The organism is Enterobacter cloacae complex sp.6700776 (genome assembly GCF_048284255.1).
Taxonomy (GTDB): domain Bacteria; phylum Pseudomonadota; class Gammaproteobacteria; order Enterobacterales; family Enterobacteriaceae; genus Enterobacter; species Enterobacter intestinihominis.
In genome coordinates, this window is sequence record NZ_JBLVYK010000011.1 from 1 (window position 1) to 20620 (window position 20620).

Below are 20620 nucleotides of genomic sequence, written 5' to 3' on the forward strand. Positions count from 1 at the left end.
CAGCCGGACCAGGGCATCGCTGACAGCCCTCAGTCATTTAGAAAGCAACTTTATTGCTTCTGCATAAAAAAATTACTGGGGATCCCTCAGCCCCGTGGGAGAGGGTTGGGTGAGGGCATCAGCCCGCACTAAATCTACTTCTCCTCCACCGCCGGCACATCCGGCCACGCGTGGACCACGGCTTTAATCAGCGTCGCCAGCGGAATGGCGAAGAACACGCCCCAGAATCCCCATAGCCCGCCGAAAATCACCACTGACAGGATAATCACCAACGGATGCAGGTTAACTGCTTCTGAGAACAGCACCGGTACCAGCAGGTTCCCGTCCAGTCCCTGAATAATCAGGTATACGGCGAAACAGCTCCAGAACTCCGTACCCAGACCAAACTGGAACAGCGCCACACCGACTACCGGAATGGTCACCACAAACGCGCCGATATACGGGATCAGAACCGAGAATCCGACCAGCACCGCCAGCAGCAGCGAGTAGTTCAGCCCAAAAATCACGAAGCCAATCCAGGTCGCCACGCCCACCACAATCATCTCAAGCACTTTGCCGCGAATGTAGTTGGTGATCTGCTGGTTCATCTCCTGCCAGACCTGTCCTGCGAGACCGCGATTGCGCGGCAGCACGCGGCGCACCGCATTCAGCATCTGCTCTTTATCTTTGACCAGGAAAAACACCATTAACGGCACGAGAACAAGGTAAACCGCCAGCGTCAGCAACCCCACCAGCGAGGCCAGAGAGTATTTCACCACCGAGTCACCCATGGTCATGATGCGGGCGCGCATGTTTTCGGCCATCGCATCGATGATCCCGGCGTCCATCAGCGCAGGATAGCGGCGCGGCAGCGTGGCGGCAAAATCAGACAGTTTATTCAGCATGCCGGGCATGTCGCGGATCAGGTAGATCCCCTGTTGCCAGGCGATGGGCATCACCACGAAGGACATCAGCAGCAGAATGCCGACAAACAGCACCAGGACAATGCTGGTCGCCCAGCGTCGGGAACAGCCGATATGTTCCAGACGCGCGGTGGGCCACTCCAGCAGATACGCCAGCACAATTGCCACCAGAAGCGGTGCCAACAGGCCACTAAAGAAGAACAGGATACCGAATCCGGCAACCAGAATGACCAGCAAAGCAATGGCTTCCGGATCGCTAAACCGACGCCGATACCACTGCATTAACATTTCGAGCATACAACCCTTCCCTGAATCGAATGGCGGGAGTGAGACGGTGAATTGTATCTAACTGTCACAAAAAAGACTTTCCTTTTTGTTTCACTGTCAGGTTTCGCAAAACCCTGATGAATGGGATTTTCTTCATCTCTTAACACGGCTACACTCGCAGAGCAGCGGAGATGAACGTTATGCGGGTTCATCGGTCAAATTAGCACATCCAACATACAGGACAGTGGTTATGTTCAGGCAGTTGAGAAAAACACTGGTTGCGACACTGATTGCCACCGTGACGGTGGGTCAGGTGTTGCCCGCTTTCGCTGACTCGTCCGATTCATTGCCGGACATGGGCACCACGGCAGGAAGCACGCTCTCCATCGGGCAGGAGATGCAGATGGGTGATTATTACGTACGCCAGCTGCGCGGCAGTGCTCCGCTGATTAACGACCCTTTGCTGGTGCAGTACATCAACGGTCTGGGGATGCGACTGGTGGCGCACGCAGACTCGGTAAAAACGCCCTTCCACTTCTATTTAATCAATAACGACGAAATCAACGCCTTCGCCTTCTTTGGCGGGAACGTGGTGCTGCATTCGGCGTTGTTCCGTTATTCCGATAACGAAAGCCAGCTGGCGTCCGTCATGGCGCACGAAATTTCGCACGTCACCCAGCGCCATCTGGCGCGTGCGATGGAAGATCAGAAGCGTAACGCCCCCCTGACCTGGGTGGGCGCGCTGGGCTCTATTCTGCTGGCGATGGCCAGCCCGCAGGCCGGGATGGCGGCGCTTACCGGGACGCTGGCGGGAACGCGTCAGGGGATGATCAGCTTTACCCAGCAGAACGAGCAGGAAGCAGACCGCATCGGCATTCAGGTTTTACAGCGTTCCGGCTTTGACCCGCAGGCCATGCCGAGCTTTCTGGAAAAACTGCTCGACCAGGCACGCTACTCGTCGCGCCCGCCTGAAATTCTGTTGACCCACCCGCTGCCGGAAAGTCGTCTCTCGGATGCGCGTAACCGTGCTAACCAGATGCGTCCGGTCGTGGTGCAGTCCTCGCAGGATTTCTACATGGCCAAAGTGAGAACGCTTGGCATGTACAACTCCGGACGTAATCAGCTCACCAGCGATCTGCTGGACGCGCTGGCGAAAGGCAACGTGCGCGAGAAGAACGCCGCGCAGTATGGCCAGGCACTCCAGGCGATGGAGGCCAGCAAGTACGATGAAGCGCGTAAAGCGCTACAGCCGCTGCTGGCGTCGGCGCCTGACAATCCGTGGTATCTCGACCTCGCAACCGATATCGATTTAGGACAGAAAAAAGCGACCGATGCGATCAACCGTCTGAAAGGGGCGAAAGACATTCGCAACAATCCGGTATTGCAACTTAACCTGGCGAACGCCTACTTACAGGGTGGCCAGCCCGGCGAGGCGGTGACCATTCTGAACCGCTATACCTTTAACAATAAAGATGACCAGAACGGCTGGGAGCTGCTCGCCCAGGCCCAGGGGCAACTGGGTAATCGCGATCAGGAGCTGGCCGCGCGTGCGGAAGGTCTGGCGCTGGCGGGACGCCTCGATCAGGCCATTTCCCTGCTAAGCAGCGCCAGCTCACAGGTGAAGCTCGGCAGCCTGCAACAGGCCCGCTACGATGCGCGAATCGACCAGCTGCGTGGCCTGCAACAACGTTTTAAGCCGTACGAGAAGATGTAATAAAGGAGAAGTCATGACAGACGCGGTAAAAATTTACCATAACCCTCGCTGCTCCAAGAGCCGCGAGACTCTGAATCTGCTGAAGTCTAACGACATCGATCCGGAAGTGGTGTTGTATCTGGAGACGCCCCCGGACGCGCAGACCATCCGCCAGTTGCTGAAGATGCTGAACATGGGCAGCGCACGCGAGCTGATGCGTCAGAAAGAAGATCTGTATAAATCGCTCAATCTGAACGATACCAGTCTCACTGAAGATCGGCTGATTCAGGCGATGGTCGACAATCCTAAGCTGATTGAGCGCCCGATTGTCGTGGCGAACGGCAAGGCGCGTATCGGCCGTCCGCCGGAAGACGTACTCGGGATCGTCTAATCGTTACGCCGCAGCGCTTCCAGAAACGCCTGCGGCGTACTCTCCCCCAGCTTTTTCTGCGCTTTTCCCCGGTTGAAAAATTCACACAGCTGGATCAACAGCTCTCCCGCCGGTTCACTATTCACGCGCGGAATGATCTCACGTAACGGCACGGCGACCTGAAGGGCAAGATAATACTGTGAATGCACTTTTACGATGACGTTATGCTCCGGCAAGTTCACTTCTAGCCCAAAAGTCTCAATAGATTGAATATCAGCCGGACAGGCAGCCAGCACCTCGTTCGTCCAGCGGGTCAGCAACTGCGGCGAGACACCGGCATAAAGCCGGGCGTAGCACCAGCCGCTGACGGGTTCACGCGCCCAGAGCAGGTGTTGCTCCCCACCGTCGTCCATATGCAGCGATAGCGGCTGATGATGCAGAAGTAGCTTCTGCGGCATGATACCGGCCTTCAGCGCCTTTTTGCCCTGCAACGACGCCCCCTTTTGTCTTACCGAAGCCGGTTTGAGGTAGCGGTTCAGGGTCGCGCGGGAAACGGCGATCCCGAGTCCGTCATTCACCAGCAGCAGCAGTTCATCCAGCGGTGCCCCAGTGATATCCCGCAGGGCATTTATCAGTGCCGCCTGCTCTTGTCTCAATGCTTTGTGTATCACTTTTGGCGTTGTGTGGTTATCCGAAACCTGGTCGCGGTTGCGCCAGCGCCTGACGGTGGTGACCGAGATCCCCAGTTCAACAGCTAGCTCTCTGTCGCTTTTATCTGACTGCTGAAGATAGCGACGGATACGCGGTGTGGTGGTGGCGTTAGCATGCAGTTTGATTTCCATCGCGTCTCTCTCCGCAACTAATCTTATGAGATTTATAGTAGAACAGCGAATGCTTTGTGACCGATTTCACCTTTCGCTCGCCGCGCTTCACTGATAATCCACAGACATAACATAAACAACACCTCTCAATCTTGTACGGAGTTCACAATGAACAATGTTCTGGGATTTCTTGAAGCAAAACTGATGCCGCTGGCGGCGAAAACGGCCCAGCAGCGTCATCTTGGGGCCATTCGTGGGGCCTACGTTTCATTCATGCCGTTTATCATCGTCGGCTCCATCCTGCTGGTGATCTCCTCCTTCCCGAATCAGGCCTATCAGCAGTTTATGTCTCAGGCCTTTGGTGAGAGCTGGAGTGCGATTATAGAGATTCCATTCAACGCGGTATTCTCAACCATGTCGCTGTTTATCAGCTTCCTGGTGGCCTACCGCCTGGCTGAGCACTATGGCGAGGACCGCATCTCCTGCGGCATCCTGGCGCTGGTCGCCTTCCTGATCCTGACGCCCTTTATCAAAGTGGCGGAAAACGGCGGCATTACCGTGATGCCGGTGGAGTGGATTGGCAGCAAAGGGTTGTTTGTGGCGATGATCGGTTCCCTGCTGTGGACGGAACTGTTCTGCTGGCTGAAGCGCAAAAAGCTGGTCATCAAAATGCCGGACGGCGTACCTCCGGCGGTGCAGGAGTCGTTCGCGGCGCTGATCCCGGCCCTGCTGGTGATGATTCTGGTGCTTATTATCCGCATCATCTTCGAAAACACCCACTACCACACCATCCACCAGTTTATTTATGAAGTGGTTGCCACCCCGGTGCGCCACTACGGCACCTCTTATTTCGGTGCGTTGATGACCGTATTCAGTATCACCATTCTGTGGTCAGTGGGCATTAACTCCGGTTCGATGATCAACGGCATTATTCGCCCGCTGTGGATGGAAAACCAGACCGACAACATCGCCGCGATCCAGGCGGGAACGACGCCGCCGCACATCATCACCGAACAGTTTTTTGACATGATCTGGATGGGCGGCGCGGGCGCCACGCTGTCGCTGGTGATAGCGATGCTGATTTTCGCCCGCAGCAAAAACATGCGAGAGGTGGCGCGCCTCGGTGCGGGTGCCTCGGTGTTTAACATCAACGAACCGATCCTGTTTGGCCTGCCGGTGATCATGAACCCGATCATGCTCATCCCGTTTAATCTGGTGCCGCTGGTGCTGGTCACCGTGCAGTATACGGCGATGAAAATTGGCGCGGTCGCCGTCACCACCGGGGTGTTTATTCCCTGGACCCTGCCGCCGGTTATCAGCGGCTTTATCGTCACCGGGCACCTGAGCGGCAGCGTGATGCAGCTGATCAACCTGCTGATTGGCGCCATGCTGTACCTGCCTTTCATGCGTATCGTGGATAAACAGTACCGCGCCGCGGAGCTGACTACCGCTACGCAACCCGACACCACCCTTGCAAAACAGGAGTAAAGCATGTGGGGAATTATCGCAACCTGGCGAATGGCACTTGAAGGGGTAACGGAATCCGCGTCTGCCCTGGCGGCGGGAAAACCGGTCGCTTCGGCGGTGGTCGATGCCGTCGCTGCCGTGGAAGACTTTCCGCTGTATAAATCCGTCGGCTACGGTGGCCTGCCGACCGAAAACGGCGAGGTGGAGCTGGACGCGGCCTATATGGACGGCGACACGCTGGCGTTCGGCGCCGTGGGGAATCTGGTGGATATCGCCAACCCGGTGCGCGTGGCGCACGCGCTCAGCCGTCAACGCTATAACAGCCTGCTGGTCGGCCAGGGCGCGCGCGAATGGGCGCTGAGCCAGGGCTTTGCCGACAAAACTATGCTCACGGATCGCGCCATGCAGCACTACCGCAAGCGCTGCCGCGAAACGCTGGATAAGGGGTTAAGCCCCTACGACGGACATGACACCGTCGGCATCATTGGCCTTGATAAACAGGGTTCGATGAGCGTCGCCACCTCCACCAGTGGCCTGTTTATGAAAAAACGTGGTCGCCTCGGTGACTCACCCATCATCGGCTCCGGCTTTTACTGCGACAGCGAAACCGGCGCGGCCACCGCCACAGGCGTCGGTGAAGACCTGATGAAGGGCTGTACCAGCTACGAAATCGTTCGCCGGATGGCGCAAGGGATGACGCCGCAGCAGGCGGCGGATTCAGTCGTATTCGAACTGGAAGACAAGCTGATGTCGCGCTTCGGTCGCGCGGGCGATCTCTCCGTGGTGTGCATGAACAACCAGGGCGAATTTGGCGCCGCGACTAACATAAAAACCTTCTCGTTCGTGGTGGCGACGGCTCGCCAGCCCCTCACCGTTTTTCGTACTGAACGCCTGCGGGAGAAAACGCACTATCACGCGGTAGATGAGGAGTGGATGCAGGCCTATGCCGCACGGATCCGCGCGCCGATTGAGGAATCATGATGATCACTTACCAGTTTATCAACGCGCTTTCAGACGCGAAGCCGAACAGCCATTTGATTGCGCGCGCTGACAGTTCCCTGTTACCGGAAAGCGCTCTTGTCGCTGAAATGCGCCAGCAGAGCACCGTCGCGGACGCTCGCTTTGGCTGCGCGCCGTTTGCGCGCATTACTCTGTTGCCGGACGCGCTATGGCATGACGCCCTGACCGAAGGGTTGCTCACCGCCCTGCGACCGCTGCTTACCGCCCCCGCCAGCGCCGAACTCGTGCTGGACGTGACGGATATCGACGATGTGGTGCTGGCGCAGGTGCTGCGTTTTCTCTTTAATCAGGCGCACAGACTCAGTGACCTGAAGCTGAAGAAGACGGACGAAGCGGTGCGTCTTACCTGCATCACTGCCCTCTGCCTGCCGGAACAGCAGGCGAAGCTGGAGACGACCTTCCGCCAGCAGCAGGCCATTGCGCTCGGCATGATCGCGGCGCGACGTCTGGCGGATATGCCGTCCGACCGCTGCACGCCGCAGTTTGTGGTGGAAGAGGCGCAAAAACTGTGTGCCGCCAGCCCTGCCCTGCGCTGCGAGGTGCTGAACGAAAAAGATATTGCTGAGCAGGGTCTTGGACTGCTGCACGCCGTTGGCAAAGGGGCGACCTGCCCGCCGCGTCTGCTGGCTATTCATTATGATGGTGCCAACGACGGCCCGATACGCTGCTACGTGGGAAAAGGCATTACCTTTGACACCGGCGGCCTGTGGCTGAAGGAAGGCGCGGGCATGTACACCATGAAATATGACATGTGCGGCGCGGCCAACGTACTGGGGCTGATGCTGACCGTTGCGGAGCTGAAATTACCCGTGCGCATCATGGGCGTGCTGGCGCTGGCGGAAAACGCCATCGGCCCCGACGCCATGCAGCCCGGCACGGTGGCAACAGCCTGTAACGGCACCACCGTTGAAATCAATAATACCGATGCCGAGGGCCGGCTGGTGCTGGCTGACGCCATTGCCTGGGCCAGCCAGCGGTACCCGCAGGCCCGCTACATCATTGATATGGCGACTTTAACGGGCGCAGTGGTGAAAGCGCTGGGGTATGAGCTGAGCGGGCTGATGACCCAGGATGAACCGCTGCGCGCCGCGTTGACGCAGGCAGGAAAACGGAGCGGTGACGAGGTGTGGTCTCTGCCGCTGGACGCACGGCTGAAAAAGCAGACCGACAGCGCGATTGCCGATCTGTGCAATACGCCGACTAACAATGCGGCGATAAGCGCCTCGGCGGCGTGGCTGCTGCATCACTTCTGTCCGCCGGCGATCCCATGGGCACATCTGGATATCAGCGGGACGGCGCTGTGGCGTGAGAACGGCAGAAGCGTGGCGTCGGGAAGACCGATTCCGCTGCTGGTTGAGCACCTGATGGGGGATCTTTAGCCCGGTGGCGCTGCGCTTACCGGGCCTACGGGTGCCATATGTAGGCCGGGTAAGGCGCAGCCGCCACCCGGCATAACTACAGCTTAAGAATATCTTTCACAAACGGAATGGTCAGCTTGCGCTGGGCGGTGATGGAGGCGCGATCGAGCTGATCGAGCGTATCAAAGAGCGTGCGCATCTCCCGATCCAGACGCTTGAGCAGGAAGCGCCCTACGTCTTCCGGCAGTTCAAATCCGCGCAGTCTGGCGCGCAACTGAAGTGCCTGGAGTTTGTCTTCATCCGACAGCGGTTGCAGCTTGTAGATTTGCCCCCAGTCCAGACGAGACGCCAGATCCGGCAGCCCCAGATTGAGCTGACGCGGCGGACGATCGCCGGTGATCAGCAGCCGGGTTTTGCCCGACTCCAGAATGCGGTTGTAGAGGTTAAAGATCGCCATTTCCCACGGCTCGTCTCCCGCCACGCATTCAATATTATCGATGCAGACCAGGGAGAGATGTTCCATGCCCTCCAGCACTTCAGGCACAAACCAGGTGCGTTTATCCAGCGGCACATAGCCTACCGCGTCACCGCGCGCCGAAAGTTCCGCACAGGCGGCATGCAGTAGGTGGCTGCGTCCCGCGCCTTCGCGTGACCAGATATAGATGTATCCGCTGTGTTCCTGGCGCAGCACGTTTTGCAGTGCAGCCAGTAAAGAGGGGTTATCACCCGGCCAGAAACTCGCGAAAGTTTCGTCGTCAGGGAGATAAAGTGGCAGAGAGAGCTGTGCCGGTCCGTTCAGAAATACCTCAACCAGAGATCTTACATAAAATCGGAATGGAGTTTAACACGGAACCAGCAAGGAGAGAACCGGGCGGATCGTCCGCCCGGTTAAAGGATCAATGTGGTGCTTTTTGGCTATCGTCAGCGTCCAGGATTTCTTCTTCCGGACGAATGACCGAGATCAGCTTGAAAATCAGGCTCAGGCCCACGCCGACGATGGTCGCCAGCGCCATACCCTTCAGCTCTGCCGCGCCGATGTGCACCTTCGCGCCGCTCACGCCGATGATCAGGATAACGGAGGTCAGGATCAGGTTCTGCGCCTTGCTGTAATCCACTTTGGATTCAATCAGCACGCGAATACCGGACGCACCGATCACCCCGTAAAGCAGCAGGGAAACGCCGCCCATCACCGGAACCGGGATAATCTGGATCGCCGCCGCCAGTTTGCCGACGCAGGAGAGCAGAATAGCGATGATCGCCGCGCCGCCGATAACCCAGGTGCTGTAGACGCGGGTGATCGCCATTACGCCGATGTTCTCCCCGTAAGTGGTGTTAGGCGTGGAGCCGAAGAAACCGGAGATGATGGTGGAGAAACCGTTGGCAAACATGGAGCGATGCAGGCCCGGGTCGCGGATCAGGTCACGCTTCACGATGTTCGCCGTCACCACCAGGTGGCCAACGTGCTCAGCAATCACCACCAGTGCAGCAGGCAGAATGGTGAAGATAGCAAACCATTCGAAGCGTGGGGTGTAGAAGGTCGGCAGCGCGAACCAGTGTGCCTCGGCAATCGGTGTGGTATCCACAACGCCCATCACGAAGGAGAGCGCGTAACCCGCCAGCACGCCGATCAGGATCGGGATAATCGCCATAAAGCCGCGGAACAGGACGGAACCGAAAACCGTCACGCCCAGCGTCACCAGCGAAATAATAATGGTTTTAGAATCCGGTGACTGACCGTCCGCAGGCAGCAGCCCAGCCATGTTCGCCGCGACACCCGCCAGTTCCAGGCCGATGACGGCAACGATTGCCCCCATTGCCGCAGGCGGGAACATCACGTCCAGCCAGCCGGTACCCGCTTTCTTCACGATGAAGGAGACCAGGCAGAACAGCACGCCGCACATGATAAAGCCGCCCAGCGCGACCTCGTAACCCAGCGGCAGCAACAGCAGTACCGGGGAGATAAACGCGAAGCTCGACCCGAGATAGGCCGGGATTTTGCCTTTACAGATGAAGAGGTAAAGCAGCGTACCGATGCCGTTAAACAGCAGCACGGTAGCCGGGTTAATGTGAAACAGGATTGGCACCAGCACGGTTGCGCCAAACATGGCGAACAGGTGCTGCAAACTAAGCGGGATTGTCTGTAAAAGCGGCGGTCTTTCACTCACCCCGATAGCACGGCGCGTCATAGTGTTTTCCTCTGAGTGTCATTGTTGGTTTTTATTCAAAAAAAAGCCGACTATCAAAGTCGGCTTCTTTATCGTTATTCGATTATTTAGTCCCAAAAATCTTATCGCCGGCATCGCCGAGCCCCGGGATAATGTACCCGTGCTCGTTCAGTCCCTGGTCGACAGACGCGGTATAGAGTTCAACGTCCGGGTGCGCTTTTTCCAGCGCCGCGATACCTTCCGGCGCCGCGACCAGCACCAGCACTTTGATGCTGCTGCAGCCTGCTTGTTTCAGCAGGTCAATGGTGGCGATCATCGAACCACCGGTCGCCAGCATCGGGTCAACTACCAGCGCCATACGCTCATCAATGTTAGAGACCAGCTTCTGGAAGTATGGGACCGGCTCAAGCGTCTCTTCGTTACGGTAGATACCTACCACGCTGATACGCGCGCTTGGGACGTGCTCCAGCACGCCTTCCATCATGCCCAGACCCGCACGCAGGATTGGCACCACGGTAATTTTTTTACCTTTGATCTGCTCAACCTGTACCGGGCCGTTCCAGCCTTCGATGGTCACTTTTTCCGTTTCCAGATCAGAGGTCGCTTCGTAGGTCAGCAGGCTACCCACTTCAGAAGCCAGTTCGCGAAAACGCTTCGTGCTGATGTCATGCTCACGCATCAGGCCCAACTTGTGTTTAACGAGTGGGTGTTTCACTTCCACAATCTTCATTCTCTTTCTCCTCTGAGGTGGCATCCGCAAAAAAATCGCGGGATTATACCGCTTTTTTCGGATTGCGCCATACCCATGTTGCTTGATGTACATCAATCAAAAACAAAAAAGCCGGAGGCTGGGCTCCGGTTTGGGTGCGGGGTCTTGCCCGGTGGCGCTGCGCTTACGCGGGCCTACGTGTAGTGTAGGTCGGGTAAGCGTTAGCGCCACCCGACAATTACAGGTTATCGCCGTTGCTCGCAATCACCTGCTTATACCAGTCGAAAGATTTCTTCTTGCTGCGGTTCAGCGTGCCGTTACCTTCGTTATCTTTATCGACAAAGATAAAGCCGTAGCGTTTCTTCATCTCGCCAGTGCCGGCAGAGACCAGGTCGATACAGCCCCACGGGGTATAGCCCATCAGATCTACGCCGTCTTCCACCACCGCTTTTTTCATCTCGCGGATGTGGGCGGAAAGGTAGTCGATGCGGTACTGGTCGTTCACCGTGCCGTCGCTCTCCTGCACGTCGATCGCGCCAAAGCCGTTTTCCACAATAAACAGCGGCAGCTGATAGTGATCCCAGAACCAGTTCAGAGAGTAGCGCAGCCCGACAGGATCGATCTGCCAGCCCCAGTCCGATTTCTGCACGTACGGGTTAGAAACCAGGCTCTTGCTCTCGTCATAATCCAGCGTCGGATTATCCGCCGTCGCTTTGGTGGCGAACGACATGTAGTAGCTGAACCCGATGTAATCCACGCAGCCCTGCGTCAGCGCCACTTTATCTTCTTCGGTGATATCCAGCGCGAAGCCGCGACGTTCAAAGTAGTTGAACAGATGCTGCGGATACTTGCCGCGCACGTGAACGTCGGTAAACCAGTAGCGGCGATGCATGGCGTTCATCGCCATCATCATGTCGTCCGGGGCACAGGTCAGCGGATAGATGGGGCACATGGCAATCATGCAGCCGATATGCAGTGACGGGTTGATATCACGCCCCGCTTTCACCGCCAGGGCGCTGGCCACCAGCTCATAGTGCGCCGCCTGGAACATCACCGGCTCGCGATCTTCTCCCGGCGCATATTTCAGCCCGGAGTTGGTAAACGGCGCAAAGTCTTCATGAAAGTTGGCCTGGTTATTGATCTCGTTAAAGGTCATCCAGTACTTCACTTTATGCTGATAGCGCTCAAAAACGACCTTCGCGAAGCGGACAAAGAAGTCGATCAGCTTACGGTTACGCCAGCCGCCGTATTCCGTTACGAGGTGGAAAGGCATCTCGAAGTGGGAAAGCGTGATCACCGGCTCGATGCCGTGCTTCAGGCACTCGTCGAAAAGATCGTCATAGAATTTGAGTCCCGCTTCGTTCGGCTCCAGCTCGTCGCCTTTCGGGAAGATACGCGTCCAGGCGATGGAGGTGCGGAAGCATTTGAACCCCATTTCGGCAAAGAGTTTGATGTCTTCTTTATAGCGGTGATAGAAGTCGATGGCTTCGTGGTTTGGGTAATTTTTCCCCTCCAGCACGCCGTTGGTGATTTCACGCGGTACCCCGTGGGCGCCTGCCGTCATGACATCGGCAACGCTCACGCCCTTGCCGCCCTCTTTCCAGCCGCCTTCAAGCTGGTGCGCCGCAACGGCCCCACCCCACAGAAAACCTGCTTTAAATCCTGACATTCGCTTTCCCTCATTCTGCGTTATTGTCTGCAAAAACAGTTACAGAAACCGGTTTCATTTTGATGATGTGCAAAGGGGATAGCCGTTGCAAGCAGATCGCCGAAACCGGTTTCATTTTCGTGAACGGAGTCAAGTTTGTTGCCCTGGACAGTCCGCACAGAAAAAAAGATCCCCGCGCCGAGAATAGGCTCGCAAACGTTTGCCTGGACTGTTAGAATTGCGCCGATTTTTCTTACTAGCTATGCAATCGCGTGGGGATTTAAGCCGTGACCAACAAAACTTCTCTCAGCTACAAAGATGCCGGTGTTGATATTGACGCAGGTAATGCGCTGGTTGACCGAATCAAAGGTGTGGTGAAAAAAACCCGCCGCCCGGAAGTGATGGGTGGCCTGGGTGGATTCGGCGCACTGTGCGCGCTGCCGCAAAAATATCGTGAACCTGTGCTGGTCTCGGGTACGGATGGTGTCGGTACAAAACTGCGCCTGGCGATGGATCTTAAGCGTCACGATACGATTGGTATTGATCTGGTGGCGATGTGCGTCAACGACCTGGTGGTACAGGGCGCTGAGCCGCTGTTCTTCCTGGATTACTACGCGACCGGCAAGCTGGATGTGGATACCGCAGCCAGCGTCATTAACGGTATCGCCGAAGGCTGTCTGCAATCCGGCTGTGCGCTGGTCGGCGGTGAAACCGCTGAAATGCCAGGCATGTATCACGGTGAAGATTATGACGTCGCAGGCTTCTGCGTCGGCGTGGTAGAAAAATCAGAAATTATCGACGGCAGCAAAGTGGCTGACGGCGATGTGCTGGTTGCGCTGGCCTCCAGCGGTCCGCACTCCAACGGCTACTCTCTGGTGCGTAAGATCCTCGAAGTGAGCGGTTGCGACCCGCTGACCACCGAGCTGGACGGCAAACCGCTGGCCGATCACCTGCTGGCCCCGACCCGCATCTACGTGAAAAACGTGCTGGAGCTGATTGAGAACGTTGACGTGCACGCCATCGCTCACCTTACCGGCGGCGGCTTCTGGGAAAACATTCCGCGCGTGCTGCCGGACAATACCCAGGCGGTGATCGACGCCTCCTCATGGCAGTGGCCGTCCGTCTTCAACTGGCTGCAAACCGCAGGCAACGTGAGCGAGCATGAAATGTACCGCACCTTTAACTGCGGCGTGGGCATGGTTATCGCCCTGCCAGCCAGCGAAGCGGATAAAGCGGTTAAGCTGCTGACAGAAAAAGGTGAAAACGCGTGGAAAATCGGTACGATTAAAGCTTCCGATTCCGAACAGCGTGTGGTCATTGAATGAAAAACATCGTGGTGCTCATTTCCGGCAACGGAAGCAATTTGCAGGCAATCATAGACGCCTGCAAACAGAAGAAAATCAATGGCACCATTCGGGCAGTATTCAGCAACAAGGCCGATGCGTTCGGCCTTGAGCGCGCGCGGGAAGCGAACATTCCTGCGCACGCGCTGGAAGCCAGCCAGTTCGCCGGGCGTGAAGCCTTTGACCGTGAGCTGGTGCAGGAGATTGACGCCTACGCGCCTGACGTGGTGGTGCTGGCGGGCTACATGCGTATCCTGAGCCCGGCCTTCGTCGCGCATTACAACGGACGTTTGCTGAATATCCACCCTTCTCTTCTGCCGAAATATCCTGGCCTGCATACCCATCGTCAGGTGCTGGAGAACGGCGATGAGGAGCATGGGACCTCCGTGCATTTCGTTACCGACGAGCTGGACGGCGGTCCGGTCATTTTGCAGGCAAAAGTACCGGTCTTTGACGGTGACAACGAAGACGACGTGACCGAACGTGTACAGGCTCAGGAACATGCCATTTATCCGCTGGTGGTAAGCTGGTTTGTTGACGGCCGTCTTGAGATGCGCGACGGTGCCGCCTGGCTGGACGGCGTGAAGTTGCCCCCGCAGGGTCATGCGGCTGAAGAGTAGTTTGTTCTGTCGGGTGGCGCTGCGCTTACCCGACCTACATATTGCATTACCCGATATTCCCTTCTCCAACCCCCTAAAATCCCCAACAAAAAAAATAACTGTCATACTTTTCTGGCACTGTTGGACATATCGTGGAAATGCTCGCCATAATAAGGACGAGACGGATTTACCACGTCCTGTGATTGAACTGGAGTGTGAGCTGTAATGGGTCAGGAAAAGTTATATATCGAGAAAGAGCTAAGCTGGTTAGCATTCAACGAACGTGTACTTCAGGAAGCGGCCGATAAAAGCAACCCGCTGATTGAGCGTATGCGTTTTTTAGGCATCTATTCCAACAATCTGGATGAGTTCTACAAGGTTCGCTTCGCCGAACTGAAACGCCGAATCATCATCAGCGAAGAACAGGGCTTAAACTCCCACTCGCGGCATCTGCTTGGAAAAATCCAGTCTCGCGTCATGAAAGCCGATCAGGAATTTGATGGCCTCTATAACGAGCTGCTGCTGGAAATGGCACGCAACCAAATCTTCCTGATCAACGAACGCCAGCTCTCCGCGAATCAGCAAAACTGGCTGCGCCACTATTTCAAACACTATCTGCGCCAGCATATCACCCCGATTCTGATCAACCGTGAAACCGATCTGGTGCAGTTCCTGAAAGATGATTACACCTATCTGGCGGTAGAAATCATTCGTGGTGAGACCATTAACTACGCGCTGCTGGAAATACCGTCTGATAAAGTCCCGCGCTTTGTAAATCTGCCGCCGGAAACCCCGCGCCGACGTAAGCCGATGATCCTGCTGGATAACATTCTGCGCTACTGTCTGGACGATATCTTCAAAGGTTTCTTCGATTACGACGCGCTCAACGCCTACTCGATGAAGATGACCCGTGACGCCGAGTACGATCTGGTGCATGAGATGGAGGCCAGCCTGATGGAGCTGATGTCTTCCAGCCTCAAGCAGCGCCTGACGGCAGAGCCGGTGCGTTTTGTCTATCAGCGCGATATGCCGGACGCGATGGTGGAGATGCTGCGCGATAAGCTGACCATCTCCCGCTACGACTCCATAATCCCCGGTGGGCGTTACCACAACTTTAAAGATTTCATTGGCTTCCCGAACGTCGGCAAAGCCAATCTGGTAAACAAACCGTTGCCGCGCCTGCGCCATATCTGGTTCGATAAATTCCGCAACGGGTTCGATGCCATCCGCGAGCGGGATGTGCTGCTCTACTATCCGTATCACACCTTTGAACACGTGCTGGAATTGCTGCGTCAGGCCTCGTTCGATCCGAACGTACTGGCGATTAAAATCAACATTTATCGCGTGGCGAAAGATTCCCGCATCATCGATGCGATGATCCACGCAGCGCACAACGGCAAGAAAGTGACCGTGGTGGTTGAGCTCCAGGCTCGCTTCGACGAAGAGGCCAACATCCACTGGGCGCGCCGACTGACGGAAGCGGGCGTGCACGTCATCTTCTCCGCGCCGGGGCTGAAAATTCACGCCAAGTTGTTCCTGATCTCCCGTAAAGAGGGCGACGACGTGGTGCGCTACGCCCATATCGGTACCGGGAACTTTAACGAGAAAACCGCGCGTATTTACACCGACTATTCGCTGCTGACTGCCGATGCCCGCATCACCAACGAAGTGCGTCGGGTGTTCAACTTCATTGAGAACCCGTACCGCCCGGTGAGCTTCGATTATCTGCTGGTGTCACCGCAGAACTCACGGCGCCTGCTGTACGATATGATCGACAAAGAGATTGCCAATGCGCAGAACGGCTTGTCGTCCGGCATCACGCTGAAGCTCAACAATCTGGTGGACAAAGGCCTGGTGGATCGCCTGTATGCGGCCTCCAGCTCCGGCGTTCCGGTAAATCTGCTCATTCGCGGCATGTGCTCGCTCATTCCGGAACTGGAAGGCATCAGCGACAACATCCGCGTGATCAGCATTGTGGATCGCTATCTTGAACACGATCGCGTCTATATTTTCGATAACGCCGGTGATAAGCGCGTATACCTCTCGTCCGCCGACTGGATGACGCGTAACATTGATTACCGTATTGAAGTGGCGGCACCGCTGCTGGATCCTCGCCTGAAGCAGCGTATCCTGGACATTATCGAGATCCTGTTCAGCGATACGGTGAAAGCACGTTATATCGACAAAGAACTCAGTAATCGCTATGTACCGCGCGGCAATCGCCGTAAAGTGCGGTCGCAGCTGGCGATTTACGATTACATCAAATCACTTGAGCAACCCGATTAACCTATGCCAATAAACGATAATACCCCACGCCCGCAGGAGTTCGCTGCGGTCGATCTTGGCTCAAACAGTTTCCATATGGTCATCGCCCGCGAGGTGGATGGCGCGATGCAGATCATCGGTCGTCTGAAGCAGCGCGTGCATCTGGCCGATGGGCTCGACGCGCGTAACATGCTGAGCGAAGAGGCAATGGAGCGCGGGCTTAACTGCCTGTCGCTGTTCGCAGAACGTCTGCAAGGCTTTTCGCCGTCCAGCGTCTGCATCGTCGGGACGCATACGCTACGCCAGGCGCTGAACGCGCCGGAATTTCTTAAGCGCGCGGAAAAGGTTATCCCCTACCCGATTGAGATCATCTCTGGTAACGAAGAAGCGCGCCTGATTTTTATGGGCGTGGAGCATACGCAGCCGGAAAAAGGCCGCAAGCTGGTGATTGATATCGGCGGAGGCTCAACCGAACTGGTGATTGGCGAAGATTTCGAGCCGCGTCTGGTTGAAAGCCGCCGTATGGGCTGCGTCAGCTTCGCGCAAATGTATTTTCCGGGCGGCGTCATCACCCGCGAAAACTTCCAGCGCGCGCGCATGGCCGCCGTGCAAAAACTGGAAAATCTGGCCTGGCAGTATCGTATTCAGGGCTGGAACGTGGCGCTGGGCGCATCGGGGTCGATTAAAGCGGCCCATGAAGTGCTGCTGGCGATGGGTGAAAAGGACGGGTTTATTACGCCTGAGCGCCTGGTGAAACTCACCGAAGAGGTGCTTAAGCACAAGAGCTTCGACGCCCTGAGTCTGCCGGGCTTGTCCGACGAGCGTAAAGCGGTGTTCGTACCGGGGCTGGCGATCCTCTGCGGCGTGTTTGACGCGCTGGCGATCAAAGAGCTGCGCCTCTCTGACGGCGCCCTGCGCGAAGGTGTGCTGTATGAGATGGAAGGCCGTTTCCGTCATCAGGATATTCGCAGCCGCACCGCGCAGAGCCTTGCCAACCAGTACAATATCGACCGCGAACAGGCGAAACGGGTGCTGGAAACCACGGTTCAGATGTACGAGCAGTGGGAGGAGCAGAATCCAAAGCTGGCGCATCCGCAGCTGGCCGCGCTGTTAAAATGGGCCGCGATGCTGCATGAGGTGGGGCTGAACATAAACCACAGCGGAATGCATCGCCATTCAGCCTATATTCTGCAAAATAGCGATCTGCCTGGCTTCAACCAGGAGCAGCAAACCATGATGGCGACGCTGGTGCGCTATCACCGCAAAGCCATCAAGCTCGACGATCTGCCGCGCTTTACGCTATTTAAGAAAAAGCAGTTCCTGCCACTCATTCAGCTTCTGCGCCTGGGCGTGCTGCTCAATAATCAGCGGCAGGCGACCACCACACCGCCGACACTGAAGCTTAAAACGGATGACTATCACTGGACGCTGAGCTTCCCGCACGACTGGTTTAGCCAGAACGCGCTGGTGCTGCTGGATCTGGAAAAAGAGCAGCAGTACTGGGAAGCGGTCACCGGCTGGCTGTTGAAGATTGAAGAAGAGAGTTCTGAGGCGGCAGCGTAACGGCTAAGGCGCTCTCCTGAGAAGGCTGTGTTTCGAGCAACGTATCAAGCTCAACTGGCAACCCAATTAAGTAGCCCTGCACATAATCGATACCTAGCGCGTGCACCGCGCTACGTATCTCTTCTGTTTCCACACATTCTGCCACCACCAGCATTTTCTTCATCCGGGCCAGATGGCAAATGGATGCCACGATCTGGTAATCCAGGCTGTTGCTGACAATATTGCGAATAAAGCCGCCGTCGATTTTGAGAATGTCGGCGTCCACGCTTTTTAACCGCGCATAGCTGGCGTAGCCGGTGCCAAAATCATCAATGGCGATCCGTATTCCCATTTTTTGCAATTGCCTGAGGGTGGATGCCGCCAGATCCGCATGACCAAAGGCGCTACTTTCGGTCACTTCAAAGATCAGCTGCCATGCTTCAACGGCATATCTGGCTAACAGGCGGCTCACTTCAAGCGGGAACTGCGCCCGGTAGACGGTAGAAGGTGCGAGGTTGATGGCAAAGCGCTGGCCCGGCAAACGCTGGCGGTGCTGTGCCAGGAAACTCAACGTACGCTCCAGTACCCATAAATCGACACGCGACGATAAACCAAACTCCTGTGCTATGGGCAGGAACTGCTCGGGAAAGATCAGCGCCCCGTTATCATCACGCATTCGCAGCAGCACTTCGTGGTAATGATCGCCGCGCAGGCCGCGAACGGGCTGAACTAACAGGCTAAAAGCGTTCTGCTCCAGCGCTGTCTGCAAACGGCTCATCATCGCCACCTTATCTTTCAGGCTACGCTGCAAGTGAACAGCCCCGCGCTGCTGAAGGTTTTCCGGGTGATTCGTTGAGAGGGAGAGGTCAGCCACGATGCCCAGTTCCCCCAGCACCAGATAGAGGTGATTGACGGGTGAGCGTACATAGCAGTAGCTCACGCCAACCTGAGGCTGCACCGGCATACCATCCCAGATAAAAACAAATTGCTTAATATGCTCGTCCAGCGTCTCAATGCGCTGTTGATGCGACTCCGCCTCCAGACGCACCGCCATGTCATATCCGGTGAGGTGATAGACTTGCTCTTTTGGCTGAAGGGTGCCATTTATCCATTGCGCCAGCTGCTGTTTATACTGGATCCGTAGCAGTACGCCGTAATTGCGTCCCAGTACCTCCAGCTCGGGCACGCGCAGTAAACAGAGCGCTGACCACGGATGACTGGCCAGCTCGCGCGACAGCGCCCGCAGGTTGGGCATATGCACCACCGGATCGAGAAAAGCCTGACTGCGGGAGCGAATATTGATGGTCCGCTGGCGTGTCGCCAGCATCGACATGTACGTCACAACGAAGGAAAAGACCAGATAGCTGGATGAGGTGATCGCCAGCTGAATGCCATAACCCCCCTGCACCGGAATGTAGTGATAAAAAAAGTGAATCGACACCAGCAGGACCGGCGTCCAGATGATTGACATCAGCTTGTAGCCAAAGCGCATCGCCCCCCAGAGCATCACGGGCATCAGCAGTGACAAAGTGTAGTTGGTGCTGAAAATGGAACTGTTTTCATTCATGGGCAGCAGCAGCATGGCCAGCAACCCACCAAGAGCTAAAAACCACACCACAAACTCAACGGCCGTCACCTTTTTGTCTATTTGCGTGCGGAGCTGGGACATCAGTCCCTTGATATAGCGCGGATGACGTATCAGGCGGAGCAGCAGGTAGCTTAGCGGCACACCCGTCAGCCCGCTCACCAGCAGCCCCTGATAGTTAATAAGGGTCCGAATATTGAGGGGATTCAATCCTGCAAGGCTCTGGCGGCTCTCATAGACCCCGAGATAAACCGCAAACTGAAATAGCACCAGAAAAAGCGTTGCCGGGCAAAACACCTGCCAGAAGATACGTTGCCCCATCAGGCGTATGTCACCGTAAGCGGTCATATTGCGTCGGGGCGCAAACACGCGATAACCGCCCCAGCTGAGCACCAGGGGAACGATAAAATGCAGAATGCCGGTCACGGTTTCAAACAGCCCAACGGACGGGTAATAACGTAAAAACAACGACACCACCACTCCGGGAAGGGCTTCCAGGCCAAAGAACAACATCAGCGTCAGCAGAAAGGAGAGCGGGAGATAATAGAGCGCAACGATACCGTCGCCCAGCTGCGTTAAGGTATTAGCCACACTAAGCACCGGGAGTAACACGACGGGTAATATAAGAGGAAGTGCCCACCAGCGGTCTTTATTTTGCTTCAGGATGTGGTGAATATTCATAGATGCTCGTTTACAACCCTTGCGCTCCAGAGGGTAAATGAAGACAGGCATCCAACCTGACGTACACGATGCCCGGAAAATTCCTGGCAAGCACAGTGGAGGTGGGATTTTAAATATCAACGACGAGATGCCGTTGACCTAAATCAAATTAATTTATCTGAATAAACATTTCTTACGTTTTATTT

The 20620-nt window shown here is 56.3% G+C and carries 16 protein-coding genes; 9 read left to right on the forward strand and 7 right to left on the reverse strand.

Features of this window, described 5'->3' with window-relative positions; translation table 11 throughout:
• Window positions 1-134: 134 nt before the first annotated feature.
• Window positions 135-1199 carry an AI-2E family transporter gene (locus ACNQ0T_RS15775; protein ID WP_003860546.1) on the reverse strand — a complete coding sequence of 355 codons (1065 nt, stop codon included), beginning with the start codon at window positions 1197-1199 and terminating at the stop codon, window positions 135-137.
• A gap of 220 nt (window positions 1200-1419) precedes the next feature.
• Between ACNQ0T_RS15775 and bepA the strand changes: the two genes are divergently transcribed.
• Complete coding sequence (gene bepA / locus ACNQ0T_RS15780; RefSeq protein WP_038416488.1) at window positions 1420-2883, forward strand: beta-barrel assembly-enhancing protease; 1464 nt, start codon at window positions 1420-1422, stop codon at window positions 2881-2883.
• Window positions 2884-2896: 13 nt separating this feature from the next.
• Entirely contained in the window at window positions 2897-3253 is a 357-nt protein-coding gene (gene arsC / locus ACNQ0T_RS15785; protein WP_022648973.1) for an arsenate reductase (glutaredoxin), read from the forward strand.
• Here the strand turns inward: arsC and ACNQ0T_RS15790 are convergent.
• On the reverse strand, window positions 3250-4074 hold the full coding sequence (locus tag ACNQ0T_RS15790; RefSeq protein WP_032623803.1) for a homeodomain-like domain protein: 825 nt from the start codon (window positions 4072-4074) through the stop codon (window positions 3250-3252). The two genes, arsC and ACNQ0T_RS15790, sit on opposite strands and share 4 nt — an antisense overlap.
• 147 nt (window positions 4075-4221) lie before the next feature.
• Here ACNQ0T_RS15790 and celB point away from each other — a divergent pair, with 147 nt between their 5' ends.
• The 3 genes from celB to ACNQ0T_RS15805 are packed head-to-tail and all read left to right on the forward strand — an operon-like array spanning window position 4222 to window position 7919.
• Window positions 4222-5541 carry a PTS cellobiose transporter subunit IIC gene (gene celB / locus ACNQ0T_RS15795; protein WP_063149264.1) on the forward strand — a complete coding sequence of 440 codons (1320 nt, stop codon included), beginning with the start codon at window positions 4222-4224 and terminating at the stop codon, window positions 5539-5541.
• A 3-nt stretch (window positions 5542-5544) separates the two neighbouring features.
• Window positions 5545-6501, forward strand: a complete 957-nt coding sequence (locus tag ACNQ0T_RS15800; protein WP_022648976.1) for a N(4)-(beta-N-acetylglucosaminyl)-L-asparaginase — start codon at window positions 5545-5547, stop codon at window positions 6499-6501.
• Entirely contained in the window at window positions 6501-7919 is a 1419-nt protein-coding gene (locus ACNQ0T_RS15805; RefSeq protein ID WP_417930241.1) for a leucyl aminopeptidase family protein, read from the forward strand. Before ACNQ0T_RS15800 ends, ACNQ0T_RS15805 begins: the two co-directional genes overlap by 1 nt.
• 76 nt (window positions 7920-7995) lie before the next feature.
• Here the strand turns inward: ACNQ0T_RS15805 and ACNQ0T_RS15810 are convergent, their stop codons facing one another.
• The 4 genes from ACNQ0T_RS15810 to ACNQ0T_RS15825 all read right to left on the reverse strand — a co-directional run bounded on the left by ACNQ0T_RS15810 (window position 7996) and on the right by ACNQ0T_RS15825 (window position 12441).
• Entirely contained in the window at window positions 7996-8697 is a 702-nt protein-coding gene (locus ACNQ0T_RS15810; RefSeq protein WP_211482948.1) for a DnaA inactivator Hda, read from the reverse strand.
• A 97-nt stretch (window positions 8698-8794) separates the two neighbouring features.
• A complete protein-coding gene (gene uraA, locus ACNQ0T_RS15815; RefSeq protein WP_058646177.1) occupies window positions 8795-10084 on the reverse strand; it encodes a uracil permease in 1290 nt (429 codons plus the stop codon).
• A gap of 82 nt (window positions 10085-10166) precedes the next feature.
• On the reverse strand, window positions 10167-10793 hold the full coding sequence (gene upp / locus ACNQ0T_RS15820; protein ID WP_022648979.1) for a uracil phosphoribosyltransferase: 627 nt from the start codon (window positions 10791-10793) through the stop codon (window positions 10167-10169).
• Window positions 10794-11010: 217 nt separating this feature from the next.
• Window positions 11011-12441, reverse strand: coding sequence for a 6-phospho-beta-glucosidase (locus ACNQ0T_RS15825; protein WP_276170119.1), 1431 nt, complete (start codon window positions 12439-12441; stop codon window positions 11011-11013).
• A gap of 266 nt (window positions 12442-12707) precedes the next feature.
• Between ACNQ0T_RS15825 and purM the strand changes: the two genes are divergently transcribed.
• The 4 genes from purM to ppx all read left to right on the forward strand — a co-directional run bounded on the left by purM (window position 12708) and on the right by ppx (window position 18190).
• Window positions 12708-13745 (forward strand): phosphoribosylformylglycinamidine cyclo-ligase, encoded by a 1038-nt coding sequence (purM, locus tag ACNQ0T_RS15830; RefSeq protein WP_023300680.1) that lies wholly within the window; start codon window positions 12708-12710, stop codon window positions 13743-13745.
• Entirely contained in the window at window positions 13742-14383 is a 642-nt protein-coding gene (purN, locus tag ACNQ0T_RS15835) for a phosphoribosylglycinamide formyltransferase (protein WP_023300681.1), read from the forward strand. Before purM ends, purN begins: the two co-directional genes overlap by 4 nt.
• A gap of 204 nt (window positions 14384-14587) precedes the next feature.
• Complete coding sequence (ppk1, locus tag ACNQ0T_RS15840) at window positions 14588-16648, forward strand: polyphosphate kinase 1 (protein ID WP_006811494.1); 2061 nt, start codon at window positions 14588-14590, stop codon at window positions 16646-16648.
• Between the two features lie 3 nt (window positions 16649-16651).
• Window positions 16652-18190 (forward strand): exopolyphosphatase, encoded by a 1539-nt coding sequence (ppx, locus tag ACNQ0T_RS15845; RefSeq protein WP_003860570.1) that lies wholly within the window; start codon window positions 16652-16654, stop codon window positions 18188-18190.
• Here ppx and ACNQ0T_RS15850 read toward each other — a convergent pair.
• Window positions 18138-20435 (reverse strand): EAL domain-containing protein, encoded by a 2298-nt coding sequence (locus ACNQ0T_RS15850; RefSeq protein ID WP_417930220.1) that lies wholly within the window; start codon window positions 20433-20435, stop codon window positions 18138-18140. The genes ppx and ACNQ0T_RS15850 overlap by 53 nt on opposite strands.
• Window positions 20436-20620: the final 185 nt, after the last annotated feature.